We start from the raw sequence: 17,076 nt of genomic DNA on the forward strand, positions 1-17,076 counted from the left end.
TCAGGAATTTAGATTAAATTAGACAATACGTCCAATTAAATTAGTAACACCAATATAACTCAGCATCCAACTATGTATAGATCCGTTGAAGATTTTGTCGCCGACTGGAAATATGAAATCGACGCTACAGAAACTTTGCTGCGTGAGCTTACCGACAAATCACTTTCTCGGAAAGTTTACAGAAAAGGTCGTACGTTGGGTTATTTGGCTTGGCATCTTGCAATTGCAATTGTAGATATGTTAACGCAGGCAGGTTTAAATGTAGAGGGTCCTGCTCTGGACGCTGAGGCTCCTGAGACTGCTGATGAAATAAGAATTGCTTATGCCGCAGCTTCTTCCTCTGCTTTAAGAATGATAAGTAAAAAGTGGTTGGACTCCGAGCTTGATACAGAAATAACCATATATGGTGAAAGCTGGAAAAGAGGAAAGCTTTTATCAGTGTTAATATTGCATCAAGTTCATCATCGGGGACAAATGACCGTGTTAATGCGTCAGGCGGGGCTGAAAGTAACAGGCATTTATGGCCCAGCAAAAGAAGAGTGGTCATCAATGGGAATGTTACCGATGAAATAGAAATAATACCTCCTTTAAAACGTTTTATCTTAAATCCAAAATTTTTCAATACCCAAATTAATTCATGAAAAAACATATAGAGAAATTCCATTATCTGACGCTTGATATGGACAATTTTAGTCATGTTGAACAAGCTCGAATGGCCTGCGAAGCTGGAGCAAAATGGATTCAATACCGTACAAAAAACAAAAGATCACAAGAAGAGTGGTTAGTCGAGGCTATGCAAGTTGAAAATATTTGTGATGAATGGGGAGCTGCTTTAATTATATGCTCAAATGTTGACATCGCCGCTAAGGTTAATGAAGCACAAGGGGTACATATCGAAATGGCCGACATGTCAGTGGAGCAAGCACGTGAGTTTTTGGGAGAAAGTAAAATTATAGGAGGGTCGTCTCATACTTTTGAACAAATTAAAGCTGTATATCATTCGGGTGCTGATTATGTTGGCCTTGGTCCATACAAGCCTACAACTACTATTAAATACTCTCACGATCATTTGTCTTTGCGTGATTATGAATCAATAATAGCTAGAATGAAAGAAGAAGGAATTGATATTCCGGTGATTGCAGCCGGAGGTATTGGTCCTGAAGATGTTGAGGCTTTGATGGCAACCGGGGTACATGGTGTTGCAGTTTGTTCAGCTATCAATCGGGCTGAAAACCCTTCGGCGGTTTATAAGGAAATATATCGCAAACTTTATTAAAACAAGAAAGGCTCGTCTACGGCGAGCCTTTCTTGTTTTAATTTAAATAAAGATTGAACCAATTTGCTTCTTTTACCTGAGTGTCTGATAAATCAGCGCCTAGCCAAATGTGATTTGCGTTAGGATAGTTCACCAGTTGGTGAGGAACGCCGAATGACTCCAGTTTTGTGTTGAGTTTTTCGCTCTGCACAATTGGAACGCTGGAATCTGCTTCTCCGTGAAATAAAATTGTTGGTATAGAGCCGGCATCAACTCTCCAAAAAGGACTTGCATCTTTCCATAGATCAGGTGCACTTTGATAGGTTTTCCCCAGAAAGTATTCTACAGTGAATGTGCCAGTAGTTTTTACAATTCCCACATCAGTAAGATCCGTTGGTGCAGCTAATGCGGCAACGGCTTTAACTCGTTTATCTTGGTTATAGGCATAACTATATAATAGAGCCAGATGAGCCCCTGCACTATGGCCTGACAAGCCAATTTTTGACGAGATGTTGTATTCGGAGGTTTTTGAGAGGATGAATGAAATTACATTTCGGATGTCTTCCATTTGTGTTGGGAATTTATCGGTTGCATCTTTAGCTAAGCGATAATTCATATTTACTACGGCAAAACCATGATCTGAGAAATAGTTTAAAAATAGGGTGTATTCCAACTTGTCGCCATCACTCCATGCTCCGCCATGTAAAAATATGATAACCTTGGTGTTTTTAATACTACGGTCTTTAGGAAGGTAAATATCTATTATTTGTTGTTTGTCTGTACCGTATGATACATTTAATAGAGTTTGGGCTGTAAACGTTCCTTCTCCTGTTGCTACTTCGTCTTTTTTACACGATAATAAACTGCAAGAAAATGAAAGTACAAAAAGGAGTACAAACTTATTCATTCAAAAATGTAGTTTGAAGAGTATATTTTTTTCAAATATTACTTTAGGTAAGTATTGAACCATGTTACTACATTTTCTCTAGTATCAGTAAGATCAGAGCCTAGCCAAACATGGCCGGCATCGTACGTAATGAATTTACTTGGCACTTTCATTTGAGTTAAGCGCTCTTCTAGGCGTTGTGATTGTAAAAAAGGAACCACTTTGTCTTCAGATCCATGAAATAAAATGGTGGGAACAGAAGTAGTGCTTACTTGCCAGTATGGGCTTGCCTTAATCCATAAGGTTGAATCTTGTAAAAATGCTTTTCCCAGGAAATTATATATAGGTTCCTGGTAACTTTTAATTTTGGAATGACCTGCCAGAACAAAATCTGAAGGAGGAGCTAATGCAGCTACGGCTTTTATTTTTTTCAAGGTGTTATACTCATAACTATACAGAAGTGCAAGATGGGCTCCGGCACTGTGGCCGGCTAAGCCAATATTGTTGGTTGAAATGCCCAGTTCATGTGATCTGCTGGTTATATAATTTATAACGGCACTGATGTCATCAATTTGTGCAGGAAACTTATTTTTGTTTTTTTCAGCAAGACGATAATTCATGTTTACGACAGCAAAGCCGCGTTCAACGAAATAACGTAAAATCGGACGATAATCTGACTTATCGCCTTTACGCCATGAACCACCATGCAAAAAAATAAGCACCTTTGTATTTGTGTTCCGTTCTTGGGGTAGCATAAGGTCAAATTTTTGCTCCGGGTCAGCGCCATAAGCAATGTTGTCAAGTTGTTGAATAGGTAGTTCAGGCTTAACGTCCTGGCGGCCAATCCTGCTACAGGAGGCGAGTGAAATGACCAGAAATGTTAAGAACGGAAGACGTAAATATGCTTTCATACAGAGAGAATTTAGTATATAGAATTTACGAAAAAAACGCCTGATTTCGTAGGAAATCAGTAAATATATTTTAAGGAGAACAAGGCTATTGGTTAATATTATAACTATTAATAGCAGGTATTTAACTAGCCCAAACCGCATACCAATGTCATCACATCATATAGTTCGCGACCGTCAGGAGCCTGCACTATTAGTGCTATCGCTGGAAGGATTTAATGAAGAATATCTTGGTCAGTTGCTTGAATGGAGCCCTTTGGTATTTAGCGTATTAGCTGAAGCTGAAAAGCTGCATGTAATGGGTATTAAAATCGATTCTGTTTTTGTAGAGAAGGATGATGTTTCACCCTTAAATTCTTTTCAGGAGCACACAGAATTGGTTAAGCTATCCCATCTAAATGTCCCCAATACTATACAGTTTTTGATAAATGAGGGCTTCCCGGCGATTAATATTATTGGTTCAGTAGAAACGTTGTCCTTACTTCTTCCTTTTACTCGCATAATCGACTTGGTTCTGTTTACTGCAGCTACTAAATGGTTTCCAGTAAATAATGTATTGGAAAAGTGGTATAGAAAAGGAGAAGATTTGGTTGTTTTTTCGGGAGAAGGTTCAAGTATTAAATTAAGCAATAGTGCATCAGTAGGAAACAACCGTTTCGTTACCCTTTGCGAAGGGATAGTAACAATTGAAGCCGGCAATAAGCCTATTTTTGTCGGTGAAAACTTATAAGGTTATGCTTACGTATAAAAAAGCCTCTTTGAATGATATTCCAATAATTATGGATTTGGCTGAGCGTTCCTGGAAAGTCACTTATAAAGATATTATCTCAGCGGAACAGATTGAATACATGTTTAATAATAGTTATTCGTATGATCCGCTTAAAAATCAGATGGCCGAGCAGGGACATACTTTTTTAATTGCTTATGAGGAAGAAAATCCAGTGGGATTTGCATCTTTTAGTTTAATTGGAAAAACGACATTTAAACTTCACAAGCTCTATGTAGTGCCGGAAACTCAAGGGAAAGGCATCGGCCGTTATCTCGTAGAGGCGGTAATCAGAGAGGTAAAACGGTTAGGTGCATCAATTCTTGAGTTAAATGTAAACCGGTATAATGCTAAAGCAAAAGCCTTCTATGATCGTATTGGATTTGAAGTCTATAAAGAGGTAGATATTCCGCTGGGCGACTTTTTTCTCAATGATTATATTTTGAGAAAAAAATTATGATGATTTGGCAACCAAATTATAAAATAGAGGCTGTCCTTTTTTGTAACAGCCTCTTATCATTTTTTGACAAATAGGAGTACTATCTGATTTCACTTCCGTTTTTAACCTTCGCGGTTGGGGCCGTAAAGCGTAATTTTCCATCAGCATCTTCTGCCATCAGGATCATTCCCTGTGATTCAATTCCCTTAATTTCACGTGGGGCAAGGTTTACCAAAATACTTACTTGCTGTCCAATGATGCTTTCTGGATCAAAGTACTCGGCAATACCCGAAACTACCGTACGCTGATCAATTCCGGTATCAACGGTCAGCTTGAGTAATTTCTTGGTTTTAGCAACTTTCTCGGCAGAAATAATGGTTCCTACGCGAATATCCATTTTTGAAAACTCATCAAATGTGATATTCTCTTTAGCGGGTACAGTCACTTTATTGGCTACTTCGTTAGCTTCTTTTGTGTCCATTAGTTTTTTAATTTGCAGCTCTATCACATCGTCTTCAATTTTATCAAACAATAAAACTCCTTCGTTTAACTGATGACCTGCTTTCAATAAGTCAATAGATCCTGTTTCATCCCAACTTACATTATCCAGATTTAGCATACTGGCTAGTTTTTTAGCGCTAAACGGAATAAATGGTTCCGCCAATACAGCAAGATTAGCAGCGATTTGCAAGCCGATGTTTAAGATGGTTTTAACGCGCTCCTCGTCGGTTTTAATTAATTTCCAAGGTTCGGTATCAGCTAAGTATTTATTGCCTAATCGAGCCAGACTCATAAACTCCTGCAAGGCTTCACGGAAACGATAGTTTTCAATGGATGCGCCAATTTTAGCCGGATAGCTTTGCAGTTCAGCGATGACTTCTTTATCGAAGTCAGTCATTGCTCCCATTGGCATTACTTTTCCCTCAAAATACTTGTGAGAAAGTACTACAACGCGGTTAATGAAGTTGCCGAAAATGGCTACTAGCTCGCTGTTGTTACGCGATTGGAAATCTTTCCAGGTGAAGTCATTGTCTTTAGTTTCAGGAGCGGTTGCGCACAATACATAACGCAAAACATCCTGTTTATCTTTAAAATCAACCAGGTAATCATTAAGCCAAACTGCCCAGTTGCGGGAGGTTGAAATTTTATTGCTTTCCAGATTCAAAAATTCGTTAGCTGGAACCTCATCCGCCCAGATATACGAACCTTCAGCCATTAACATAGCAGGGAATATAATACAGTGGAATACAATATTATCTTTTCCGATAAAGTGGACTAACTGAGTATCTTTTGATTTCCAGTGTTCTTCCCAACTCGCTGCAGATGTTTGTGGCTTGCGATCAGCTTTTAGATAATACTCATCGTGTTTGTCACTCCAAGCTGCATCTTTCAAGCCGAATAGTTCCTTAGTCGCTGAAATATATCCGATAGGGGCGTCGAACCAAACATACAGCACTTTGCCATCGGTACCCGGAATAGGAACTGGAATTCCCCATTCCAAATCACGGGTTACTGCACGCGGTTGTAAGCCTTGGTGCAACCACGATTTGCACTGGCCGAATACGTTAGTCTTCCAATCTTTATGATCTTCAAGAATGTATTTTTCGAGTTGAGTTTGGTATTGATCAAGGGGTAAATACCAATGTTTCGTCGATTTCATAATCGGCTGTTCACCACTCAATGTCGATTTCGGATTAATAAGATCGGTAGCATTTAGCGTTGACCCACAGTTTTCACATTGATCACCATAAGCCTTATCGTAACCACATTTAGGGCAGGTGCCGGTAATGTAACGATCAGCTAAAAACTGCTGCGCTTTCTCATCGAAATACTGCTCAGACGTTTCTTCAATAAATTTACCCTTATCGTAAATGGTTTTGAAAATTTCAGAAGCCGTTTCGTGTTGAGTTTTTGAGGATGTTCTGTGATAGATGTCGAACGAGATACCAAAATCACGGAACGAATCACCAATGATTTTATGATACTTATCGACCACTTGTTGAGGTGTTACACCCTCGGCTTTAGCTTTGATGGTAATCGGAACTCCGTGCTCATCAGAACCGCATACAAACACAACATCTTTGCCTTTGGCGCGTAAGTAACGCACATAGATATCGGCGGGTAAATACGCACCTGCTAAATGGCCAATGTGAACCGGCCCATTGGTATAAGGCAATGCAGAAGTGACTGTATATCGTTTAATTTCTTTCATCTTGATTTGAGTATTGAGATATGCGTAGTGAGAATATGAATTATTCGCTCGCAATAAGGCTGCAAAGATACGAGAATTCAGTTTTTAGAAAACTGTTCATCAAAGCAGCTTGCTTGCTGTTCTTTATGTTCTGATTATCAGTATAATAATTATAATTTTAAATCAAAAAAAGGATAATTTTATATAATTTTAAGCTACCAAAACCTTATTTAGTTCTCACCTAAAACGCTCTTACTATGACAAATTTTAATTTCCAACAAAAAACGCCCAGACGTGGCTTTTTGGGATTACTCGCAAAGGGAGCCGCTACTTTAGGGGTAGCCTCTTTTATCAATCCACTTCAGCTTTATGCCGAACCCGACATGACTGCAGAAGACTTATCGGATGCGGAAGCTTGGTTTAACCAAATTAAGGGCAAACACAAAATGGTTTTCGATGTAGTTCGCCCAAATGAAGTATTTCCATTTGCATGGCCAAGAATATTTTTAATGACTAACGCTAAAACGGGAACGCCTGAGAAAGATTGTTCAGCTGTAGTAGTTCTCCGTCATGAAGGTATGCCTTATGCTTTTAATGATAGTTTATGGGCCAAATATAAGTTTGGTGAATTTTTTAAAGCAGAAGATCCCATGACTAAATCTGCAGCAGTTCGTAATCCATTTTGGCAACCTAAGCCAGGTGATTTTAAAGTGCCAGGTTTTGGTCCTGTTTCAATAGGCATCAATGAGTTGCAAGCTAGCGGAGTAATGTTTTGTGTTTGTGATGCAGCTATGACCGTATACAGTGCGATTATGGCAGAAAACATGAAAATGGATGCAGCTGAAGTAAAGAAAGAATGGGTTGCCGGGCTATTGCCAGGAATTCAACCTGTTCCTGCTGGCGTTTGGGCATTAAACCGAGCACAAGAACATGGATGCTCTTTTTGTTATACAGGTTAAATTAATAACGGTCTCTCTGAACTTTGCGTCTCTGCATGAAAAAATAATTGCACGCAGAGGCGCGGAGCCGCAGAGAAAGAAGTTATCATAGATTGATTTGTTATTTCAAACTCTTCGCTTTATCTTTTTCTTCTTTAATGGGACCAAATGGTCCGTATTTGTGCTGTGTTTCTGAAAAATGATCAGCATAAGGTCCAAAAGGATGATCAACCGGCTTTTTTGCAATTTTAGGCCAGTCTTCTTTATACTGCTTTACCGGTCTAGGTTGGGAATTTACGAAAGCTGCGACATCCCATGCTTCTTCAGTTGTTAAAACCGGTTTCTGATGGGAGGCTTGGTTGAATGGCATGTTGTTTTTAGCAAAGCCCGCAAATTGGGATAGTCTAAACAACCCTGCGCCAATATTGTAGGAGTTGGGCCCCCATAATGGAGGATAGATGTATTCTGTTTTTGATGGATTTAAAAGTCCCTCTCCGTTATGTCCATGACAAGTTTGGCATTTTGCCAGATACACTTTTCTCCCTTTTAGCGTATCAGCCGCTCTTTCCATAAAAGGTAATTCCTCGATTCCCGATCCAATTAGCTTTGCCCCTTTAGGTACGTCCTTGCCAATCCACTTAAAATAGGCTACCATCGCCCTCATCTCTTTGCTTAGGCTGTCGAGTGGTTTTCCATTCAAACTGCGCTTCATACAGTCGTTTATCCTAAATTCAATTGACTCTACTTGGTCGCTTCGGTTTCGGTGCTTTGGATAGGTTGACGCCACTAATGAATAATTATTCCCGAACAGCCGAGTTCCTGCATTAATGTGGCAGTTTTGGCAATTCATACCATTGCTTATTTGGGCAATTGTACCTTTTGGTCCCAGATAAACGGAGGTATGGTTCAATAAATCTTTTCCATATAGAATCAATTCGCCTTCACTCGTTGCAGGAATTAATAAGGAATCGGGAGCATGCCATACAGTAAAAGAATCGCTGTTTAGTGTTGTTTTTTGATCTTGTGAAGCATTTTTTTGGGGAGAAGATTGACAGTTAACCAATTCAAAACCAATCGCAGAAATAAGTGCGAATAATGTGATTTTTAGCCATGTAGATCCATAAGGTGTCATCTTTCTTCAATGAGGAAATTTCGTATCTAAAATAACTAAAAAGCATTTGGTAACCAATCCAAATCATCTTCTTGTCATTCTTCATTGTTCTTTGTTCTTTTGCCATATGAGTAAACGACCTCCTTTCCTAAAAACCGGAGATACCATCGGAATATTATGCACCGCACGCTATGTTAATATGGAGCAAATACAGCCTGCTATTAAGTTATTTGAAAGCTGGGGGCTAAGGGTGAAATTAGGCGACAGCATTGGTGCAGAGTGGAATATTTTTGGAGGAGACGATGAATTAAGGGCCAAAAACCTATCTGATTTTTTTGTAGATGCTGAAATTAAGGCCATTGTTTGTGCCAGAGGAGGTTATGGAACGCTTCGAATGATTGATAAAGTTGATTTTTCAGCTTTAGATAGAAACCCAAAATGGTTAATTGGTTTTAGTGATGTAACAGCATTGCATGCGCATATCAATACTTGTTTGAATATGCCCTCCATTCATGGACAAATGGCGCTTAATATTGAAAACAAAAGTGCAGAGGCTCACGAAACGTTAAGAAAAGCGTTGTTTGGAGAAGCCCTTTCGTTCAGTTATCAAAATGATTTTGATTTTACACGCCATGGAACAGCCGAAGGGGAATTGGTGGGAGGTAACCTAGCGCTGATTTATGCGGTGCAAGGGTCTGTATCTGAATTGGATACGGATGGCAAAATTCTATTTTTAGAAGAAGTAGAAGAATGGCTTTATAACGTAGATAGGATGCTTTGGAATCTGAAACGATCGGGTAAGCTAGACAATTTAAAAGGGCTGATCATTGGAGGTTTTAGCCAATTACTCGACAATGATATTCCCTTCGGAATGACTTATGAAGAAATCATTTGGGAAAAAGTAAAAGATTATGATTATCCGGTTTGTTTTAATTTCCCGTCGGGGCATATTGATGATAATCGGGCCCTTATTCTTGGATCAAAAGTAAAACTTGAGGTTGGGGAAGACGTTTCTCTACGATTTACAACACAATAAGTGTGCTCTTATTAACTAAGGCTATTTATCATAAAACAGGCGGTCAATTTTGGGTCGCCTGTTTTATGATAAATCCGGTATCTTATTCTTTCTTCTCTATTTATCCCACCAAACCGGAACAGAAAGATCATTAGTAACCACAGCTTGAGGATTATACAACCTTTCATCTATAGAGGTTGGAAATCTTAATGGAATTTGTGGCGGTTGTCCATTTGAATTAGGTACTAAAACCGGGAACCCGGTTCTGCGCCAATCATTATAAGGCTCAATCTGTGTAAATAATGCAATGTACTTTTGAGTGATGATTTGCTGAAGTGTTACGGATGTTGCAGAAGCGAAATTAGCTACGAAGGTAGGGTCTTCAGCACCTGTAACGCTTCTTAACGATGCCTTAATGGCTTCATTATATGCGGCCGCGGCAGCACCAGCATTGCCTAACCTAAGATTAGCCTCCGCTTCAATGAATTTAGCTTCAGAATAGGTTACCATTGGCAAAGGAGAGGTATTGGAAGCTATGCCGGGACCAAATTTGGAAGTACTTACAGTAACCTGATCATTAACCGGTGTTCCAGAGTAACCTCCTGCAGCATCTTTTGTTGCAAAGAAAGGTAAACGAGGATCATTGCCAGCCTTCATTAAATTAATAAAGACTTCACCCATTTGAATATATCCACCACGATTGCTTTGAAATGCGGCCCACTGATTAAAGTTAGTATTTACATTAAAGAAAAGAGCTTTCATATCTCCAGTTTCTTTAGCGGTTAAATCGGCTGCTGCAAGGAAGGTCAAGGCCTGGTTGGCGCTGCCGGCAGGATCAATCTGGCTTAAGCGGTTTGCGTAACGCGCTTTTACAATGTAGGCAGCACGTTTCCAAAACAAAATATTCCCCCCGAAAATAATATCATCGTTTGCTGGTACAAAAAGATTGTCGGAAGGTGTTTTAGCAAAATCTGCAATGGCTTCGTCCAACATTGTTTGAATTCTTGCAATGATTTGTTCTTGGGTATCATATTTCACTGAATAACTACCTTCTTTCCCATTAAATCCATCAGTATCGGGAACATCTCCCCAAAGATCGGTCGCAGTGCCCAAATTAATAGCATAAAGTATTTTACCAATGCCATCATAATAAGGGCTTCCTGCTCCATAGGTGTCAAGTAATGTTTTTGCGTTAATCAATGCTCCTGCATAAATCGTTTGCCAATTGTTCAGCACATCACCTTCATTATAGATATATCTTGCATAGGTAGCATATTGAAAATTTGTGCCTGCAACATGTTGGTCAAACAGACTAGTCACCCGTGCTATGTCACCTGTTTGGGCGGCAAAAGTAGACACCTCTGTAGCGCTCAGCAATAATGGAGCGGATGCAACTGCAGGAGCATTGGGGTTCATCGCATATTCGTCAAGTTTATCCTGACATGACGTAATTGCAATAAACACTATAGTGAGTATTATTGTTAAACGTTTCATAACTTGTAAGATTAAAAACCAAGGTTAATACCAAAAATAAACGAACGCGCTCCGGGGTTATTGAAATAATCAAAACCCTGGATGTTTGATCCTGCACCGGTGAGGCTGGTTTCCGGATCAACCCCATTATAATTGGTACTTAGAAATAGATTTCGACCGGTTACATTAAAGCCAATTGATTGAACATATTTCTCCCAGGCTTTAGGATGGAACGTGTAGCCAAGGGTAATTTCTCGAACCCTGAACCAATTCACATCTACTATATTTTGTTCTACAGCGGAACCATTATCGCCTAAATAAAAATTATAATAGGCAAAGGCGCTAATAGGAATATCATTAGGTGTGCCGTCAGATTTTACTCCCGGAACGATATAGGTACGTTCGCGATCAGCCGATGCTTCCGATCTGCCAAGACGGTTCAATCGAGCCTGCGTTCCGTTCCAGATGGAACCTCCATGCCGAATATCAAACAACACATTAAGCGAAACGCCTTTGTAACTAAATGTATTTCTTATGCCTCCTGTCCAGTCTGGCCATGGATTTCCGAGCGGTCCAAATTGATCTGCTTGGAATGGTAATCCACTATCATCAATGAGCAAATTACCCTTATCATCACGGGCCCATTTGCTTCCATATAATACACCTAATGGTTGACCAACGATTGCATAAGCACCAGGGTCACCAAAACCGGTTTCAACCTCAAACTGATCAACTCCGTCTGCTAACTTCAATACTTCACTTCGATTTCTAGCCCAGGTTATCCCTAAATTCCAGTTAAAATCAGTCCCTTTATAAATATCAGCGTTTGCTTCTACCTCAAACCCTCTATTCCGTAATTTTCCGGAGTTCCCGTATACACTTGCAAAACCGGTTGAAGACGCTAATGGACGAAACAAAAGCACATCCTTAGTTTCTTGATTATACCAGGTTAAGTCGAGATTAATTCTGTTCTTAATAAACTTAAGATTTAATCCTAATTCATTCCCGGTTACCCGTTCTGGCTTAAGGTTTTCAGAACCGAGGTTTGATAAAACATCATAACCAAAACCGCTAACACCTCCATAAGGGAAAGATATACCATTGGTAAACCCATCTGTAAAAATTGGTACTTTAAAAAAGGTTGCGGCTTGATAAGGAACAGGAGAAATACCTGCTTGAGAATAAGCATACCTGAATTTACCAAAAGTGAACCAATCTGGTAATTTGAATGTTTGATTAAACAACCATGAAACTGATGCTGAAGGATAAAAGAAATTATTCTTAGAAGCTCCAAATGTCGATGACCATTCGTTTCTGCCGGATACGGTTAAAAATAACATATCACGGAATCCAAAATCTAACTGCCCAAAAAGCGCCCAAGTATATTTTCTGGTTTTAGAAGTAGAAGAATATAGATTAGCTGCATTTGAGAGGTCATAAAAATTAGGTATTGAAAGTACTGTGCCGCGCGAATACAAGCTGCCAAAATTTGAACTATTAACATTGTGCCCGGCCGTGTAATTCAAAGTAATGTCTTTTGTTATTTCACCACTACCAGTAAAAATCAAATCACTATTAATATCCCTATTAGTTATGGAGCCATAATTTACTTGACCTGTCTGATCAGCTGCATCGTTCCCCCAAGAAGATATAGCAAAAACTTGTCGACGGTCGTCGGAATAAGTATCCACCCCGAGCTTATAGGTTACATTAAACCAAGGTTTACCTAGGTAAGAAATATAAATATTACCTAAAATACGATTTACATTATCATTAAAAGGATTTTCATATGCTGTATAAAATGGATTGTCATATCCTGCTGAAAAATAGGTGCGTTGAAATCCATTGTCAAAGGTATACGGATTAATGTCAAATGAAGCTGGCATACGCATTAAGCCTAGCATAACTCCACCTAGCGTGCTACCATTTTGCACCCTTTGTCCTCCAGATTTTATATAGTTTGCTGTGCCGCCAACTTTTAGCCAATCTTTTAGATATCCATCGGCAGTAAGACGAAATGAAGTTCTCTTGAAATTAGTTCCGGGAACGACCCCGTTTTGATAGGTATTGCCTATTGCAAAACGGTAAGTAACTTTATCACTACCGCCATCAAAAGACAAATTAGTAGTATTAGCTGTTGATGTTTTGAAAAAAACATCCGCATTGTCATGAGAACTTAAACCGGGAACGCTCGAAATCAATGGTCCCCAACTAGCTGATGTTCCTCCGCTAATATCATCATCTGTATTATAAATATGATCAGGGCCGGGATCAGCTGTAAAATAAGTAGGTACTCCATTTTGAATTGTTCCTTGGGCATAAGTGCTTTGGCGAGGAGGTAATTGAGTTACATTTGCTATTTCAAATGTCTGTCCTAAATTAATTCCTAAACCCTTACGACTTTTTCCTCTTTTAGTAGTGTAAACGATCGCGCCGTTACCTGCCTTTGCGCCATATAAAGCCGCTGCAGCAGGGCCTTTTAATATAGTAACCGATTCTATATCGTCAGGATTTAAATCAATAGCCCTATTAGAGTTATTTACACCAGAAAGATTTTGATTAAATGGATAATCTCCTGCGGTAGTTTGTGTCGTAGTATTATCAATTGGTACACCATCCACAACGATTAATGGTTGCACGTCTCCTGTTATAGTTGCAGGGGCTCGTAAAACAATTTTACTGGAAGCGCCAGGTGTACCTCCTGAGCCTGTAACTTGAACGCCAGCTGATTTTGCCGATAGTGATTCAATAATGTTTACTTCACCCGATCGCTTTAGATCATCGCCTTTGATATCAGTTACAGCATAACCAAGTGATTTTTTTTGACGCGATATACCTAAAGCGGTTACGACAACCTCACCTAATTGCTGAGCATCACTGATAAGTTCAACATTTATAACATTTCCTTTTCCTAATGGAACCTCTTTGGTAGTATACCCAATATAAGTATAAATAAGAGTATGAGCTTCCTCTGGAACAGATAGCGTGTACTTACCATTAAGATCGGTTTGAGTGCCAACGCTAGTCCCCTTTACCAGTATGCTCACTCCTGGCAAAGGTTGTTTATCCTCCTTTGCTGTCACCGTACCTGTAATAGTACGTTTTTGTGCAATTGCAGCAATACTTACCACTAGCATTAATGCAATACTTAGTAGAGTTTTTTTCATGATGTATTATTTTTAACATACTTAAATCTACAAAATATAAGCCATTAATTTTCAAATAGTTGTAATTTAATTACAGCTATGGTACAATTTAATTGAGGCTTGTAAATAATAGATTCTGAAAAGGGGGCTTTTTTAGAATGTTGTATTTAAAAACAAACGCTCCTGGTAAAAATGCATACGCTAAAGAATAATGTACAGGTTAATAATGACCATTTTTTGAATGAATTCAGATAAAACTTGTTGTTTTTCAACCAGTTTTATCTGTTTTTTCCTTTTAATGAAAACATCTTCTTATAGGTTTTAATCCTTTTGATTGTGGTTTCACGGCATTTTTTTTGTAATTCTTAACTTGGAAAGTGAGCGGTCTATTCCACAAAAGTCTTCTTTGCCGGTCGGAAAAGAAGAATAAATAACTATACGTTTTTTTTCATCTGATTTTTTTCGCAGGGAATCATTTTCAACGGCATGACTGGTTGGGATGTCCACTTCTCATGTGCTTTTTGAAGTGCTTAGCTATACTATGCTCCTTTTTATACTGTTGTTGAAATTTTTGTTGTGATAGTTTATTGAATGAATCATTACATCTACATCGATATGAAAAAGCTGTTACTTACCATTTTACTGCTAAACTTAAGTTCAGGATTGTTTGGCCAAACGCTCACTCAAACGCTAAGGGGGCGAATTGTTAGTAAAGAGCTGCAAGAGCCCTTAACAAATGTAATAGTGCAATTATTGGATACTCAATTCTCAATGATCACGGCCAAAGACGGCAAGTTTAAGTTCTCTCATTTGCCTATGGGCCGCTATGTTTTAAATGCATTTATTTTAGGTTACAAACCGATACAGCTTTCTGTGGAATTGACAAGCTCAGCAAAAGAGGTGGTTCTTTTAATCGAGATGGAAAAAAATGTAATTCAATTAAACGAAATTGCAGTTTCAGAAAATAAGGGACGAGCATTTTACTTAAATGAAATTTCCTCAACTGGATCCAGAGTGTTTTCGATCGATGATGCAAAACGTTATGCGGGAAGTTTGGGTGATCCTGCGCGTATGATTGCCAATTATGCCGGAGTTGTTTCCCTTGGCGATCGTAGTGATATTGTAATACGAGGTAACTCCTCAACAGGCTTATTGTGGCGCTTGGATGGAATTGAAATTCCTAATCCGTATCATTTTGGAGGAATGTCAAGCGGAGGAGCGATTAGCCTCTTAAATACAAATATCCTTGCCAATTCGAATTTCATTTCAGGAGCTTTTTCTGCAGCATATGGTAATTCCATTTCCGGTGTGTTTGATCTAAAAATGAAAAGCGGTAATGATAAGAAGTATGAGTTTATCGGCAAAGTACTCTTGACGGGTTTGGAGTTTGCTGCAGAGGGTCCTATTAATCGACGTAAAGGAAGCTCGTTTTTGATTGATTATAGACATTCAACCATCGAAGTGATTGAAAAATTGGGGGTTTATTTTGGATATGTGGCAGTTCCAAGATATCAGGATTTATCCTTTAAATTAAATTTTCCGATCAACCAAAGTTCGAGTATTTCATGGTTGGGCATCGGGGGACTAAGTAATATTTCATTGCTTCAAAAGTCATCTAACGGAAATTTTGTTTCTTCCGGTAGAAATGTTTACTATGGCACAGATATGGCCGCCAGCGCAATTACCTATCTTAAAAACTATAAAAATAATGCGTTTAAATTTAGTCTTTTCTCAACGTTACGCAGGCCGAATTATAGTATTGACTCCGTTAATAAACAGCTAAATCTTTTGAACAATGAAGACTTTGCAATGCATGATCTTAGAACAAACGTACAAGCAAGTTGGTACAAGAAATGGGATGGTCAATGGAGCTCACAATCTGGATTGACATTTACAAGGATAGATTTTGATATACACAATAGTCGATATAACGACATTGGTTATAGTTTAGGCAGTACTTATAATTCTGTGGGGAATACCTATTTTATTCAAGCATTTTCTGAGTTTAAGCAAAAGCCCAACGATCGTTTAACGGTGAACTATGGAGTGCATTATATGCAGCTTTTAATCAATAACCGTTTTACAGTTGAGCCTCGCGCATCGGTGGTGTGGAATGTTTCTGAATATAATGCACTTAGTTTGAGTGCAGGTATGCATAGTCAGATGCAGCCGCTCTTTGTTTATTTCCGTAAAATCTTAAACACCGATACCATAAGTAATAAGAATATTGATTTCAGCAAAAGTATTCATCTGGTAGTGGGATATGATCGATTATTGAATGATAACTGGAAGTTGAAGGCCGAAGCCTATTATCAGCATCTTTATAAAATTCCGATCAGTGCAAAGTCGCCGGGTTTTTCATTGCTTAATCAAGGTGATAGCGATTCTTTTTACTTTGAAGATAATATGATTAATAAGGGTACGGGGAAGAATTATGGGATTGAACTAACACTTGAAAAATTCTTTAGCAGAAACTATTATTTTTTATTCACAACATCAATATATAACTCACGCTACATTCCTTACGATGGGAAAGAACGAAATACCGCTTTTAATGGCAATTACATTGTTAATGCATTAGGAGGGTATGAGCAGTCAGTGGGTAAGACTCATGCTAAAAAAATTAAGTTTGATTTTAAAGTGTCTTATGCGGGTGGCAAACGGTATACTCCTTTAACTTTAGAAAATCCGCAGCAGTTAAAAAATGAACCGACCATTGATGATCAATTGTATTCTAAAAAGTTTAAAAGCTTTTTTAAAACAGATTTAAGATTTTCACTTCACAGAAACGGGAAAAAAGTAGCTCAAGACTGGCTTGTTGATATTCAGAATGTTTTTAATACCCACAATGTTTTTTCCCAAAGCATAGATCAAGACACCAACTCTATTAAAAATGAATATTTGTTAGGCATATTCCCTACTATTGGTTATCAAATTGAGTTTTAAAG

General features: G+C 38.6%; 13 protein-coding genes. 7 read left to right on the forward strand and 6 right to left on the reverse strand.

Going from position 1 to position 17,076, the window contains the following annotated elements:
- Nucleotides 1-72 precede the first annotated feature (72 nt).
- Both FN756_RS07110 and thiE read left to right on the forward strand, forming a co-directional pair.
- Entirely contained in the window at nucleotides 73-573 is a 501-nt protein-coding gene (locus tag FN756_RS07110) for a DinB family protein (RefSeq protein ID WP_142602774.1), read from the forward strand.
- Nucleotides 574-637: 64 nt separating this feature from the next.
- On the forward strand, nucleotides 638-1,276 hold the full coding sequence (gene thiE / locus FN756_RS07115; RefSeq protein ID WP_142602776.1) for a thiamine phosphate synthase: 639 nt from the start codon (nucleotides 638-640) through the stop codon (nucleotides 1,274-1,276).
- Nucleotides 1,277-1,313: 37 nt separating this feature from the next.
- Here the strand turns inward: thiE and FN756_RS07120 are convergent, their stop codons facing one another.
- Together FN756_RS07120 and FN756_RS07125 are read right to left on the reverse strand one after the other, a co-directional pair.
- On the reverse strand, nucleotides 1,314-2,162 hold the full coding sequence (locus tag FN756_RS07120; RefSeq protein WP_142602778.1) for an alpha/beta hydrolase: 849 nt from the start codon (nucleotides 2,160-2,162) through the stop codon (nucleotides 1,314-1,316).
- A gap of 38 nt (nucleotides 2,163-2,200) precedes the next feature.
- Nucleotides 2,201-3,052 (reverse strand): alpha/beta hydrolase, encoded by an 852-nt coding sequence (locus tag FN756_RS07125; RefSeq protein ID WP_185955211.1) that lies wholly within the window; start codon nucleotides 3,050-3,052, stop codon nucleotides 2,201-2,203.
- Nucleotides 3,053-3,197: 145 nt separating this feature from the next.
- On the opposite strand from FN756_RS07125, the gene FN756_RS07130 reads away from it, so the two are divergent.
- Entirely contained in the window at nucleotides 3,198-3,779 is a 582-nt protein-coding gene (locus FN756_RS07130; RefSeq protein WP_142602782.1) for a hypothetical protein, read from the forward strand.
- Between the two features lie 4 nt (nucleotides 3,780-3,783).
- Nucleotides 3,784-4,275: a GNAT family N-acetyltransferase gene (locus FN756_RS07135; RefSeq protein WP_142602784.1), complete on the forward strand. Its 492-nt coding sequence runs from the start codon at nucleotides 3,784-3,786 to the stop codon at nucleotides 4,273-4,275.
- 79 nt (nucleotides 4,276-4,354) lie between these two features.
- Here the strand turns inward: FN756_RS07135 and metG are convergent, their stop codons facing one another.
- Nucleotides 4,355-6,472 (reverse strand): methionine--tRNA ligase, encoded by a 2,118-nt coding sequence (gene metG, locus FN756_RS07140; protein WP_262709397.1) that lies wholly within the window; start codon nucleotides 6,470-6,472, stop codon nucleotides 4,355-4,357.
- A gap of 230 nt (nucleotides 6,473-6,702) precedes the next feature.
- Between metG and FN756_RS07145 the strand changes: the two genes are divergently transcribed.
- A complete protein-coding gene (locus FN756_RS07145; protein WP_142602788.1) occupies nucleotides 6,703-7,404 on the forward strand; it encodes a hypothetical protein in 702 nt (233 codons plus the stop codon).
- 100 nt (nucleotides 7,405-7,504) lie between these two features.
- On the opposite strand, the gene FN756_RS07150 is transcribed toward FN756_RS07145, so the two are convergent.
- Complete coding sequence (locus FN756_RS07150) at nucleotides 7,505-8,515, reverse strand: c-type cytochrome (RefSeq protein WP_142602790.1); 1,011 nt, start codon at nucleotides 8,513-8,515, stop codon at nucleotides 7,505-7,507.
- Between the two features lie 106 nt (nucleotides 8,516-8,621).
- Between FN756_RS07150 and FN756_RS07155 the strand changes: the two genes are divergently transcribed.
- The gene (locus tag FN756_RS07155) at nucleotides 8,622-9,530 is read left to right on the forward strand and encodes a S66 peptidase family protein (protein WP_142602791.1); all 909 of its coding nucleotides are present in this window, start codon (nucleotides 8,622-8,624) and stop codon (nucleotides 9,528-9,530) included.
- Between the two features lie 96 nt (nucleotides 9,531-9,626).
- Here FN756_RS07155 and FN756_RS07160 read toward each other — a convergent pair whose 3' ends face one another.
- Both FN756_RS07160 and FN756_RS07165 read right to left on the reverse strand, forming a co-directional pair.
- Nucleotides 9,627-11,003 carry a SusD/RagB family nutrient-binding outer membrane lipoprotein gene (locus FN756_RS07160; RefSeq protein WP_142602793.1) on the reverse strand — a complete coding sequence of 459 codons (1,377 nt, stop codon included), beginning with the start codon at nucleotides 11,001-11,003 and terminating at the stop codon, nucleotides 9,627-9,629.
- An 11-nt stretch (nucleotides 11,004-11,014) separates the two neighbouring features.
- On the reverse strand, nucleotides 11,015-14,149 hold the full coding sequence (locus FN756_RS07165; RefSeq protein WP_142602795.1) for a SusC/RagA family TonB-linked outer membrane protein: 3,135 nt from the start codon (nucleotides 14,147-14,149) through the stop codon (nucleotides 11,015-11,017).
- 594 nt (nucleotides 14,150-14,743) lie between these two features.
- On the opposite strand from FN756_RS07165, the gene FN756_RS07170 reads away from it, so the two are divergent.
- Entirely contained in the window at nucleotides 14,744-17,074 is a 2,331-nt protein-coding gene (locus FN756_RS07170; RefSeq protein WP_185955212.1) for a carboxypeptidase-like regulatory domain-containing protein, read from the forward strand.
- The last annotated feature ends 2 nt before the right edge of the window (nucleotides 17,075-17,076 follow it).

Origin of the sequence: Solitalea koreensis, assembly GCF_900182575.1 — a bacterium.
Lineage (GTDB): Bacteria > Bacteroidota > Bacteroidia > Sphingobacteriales > Sphingobacteriaceae > Solitalea > Solitalea koreensis.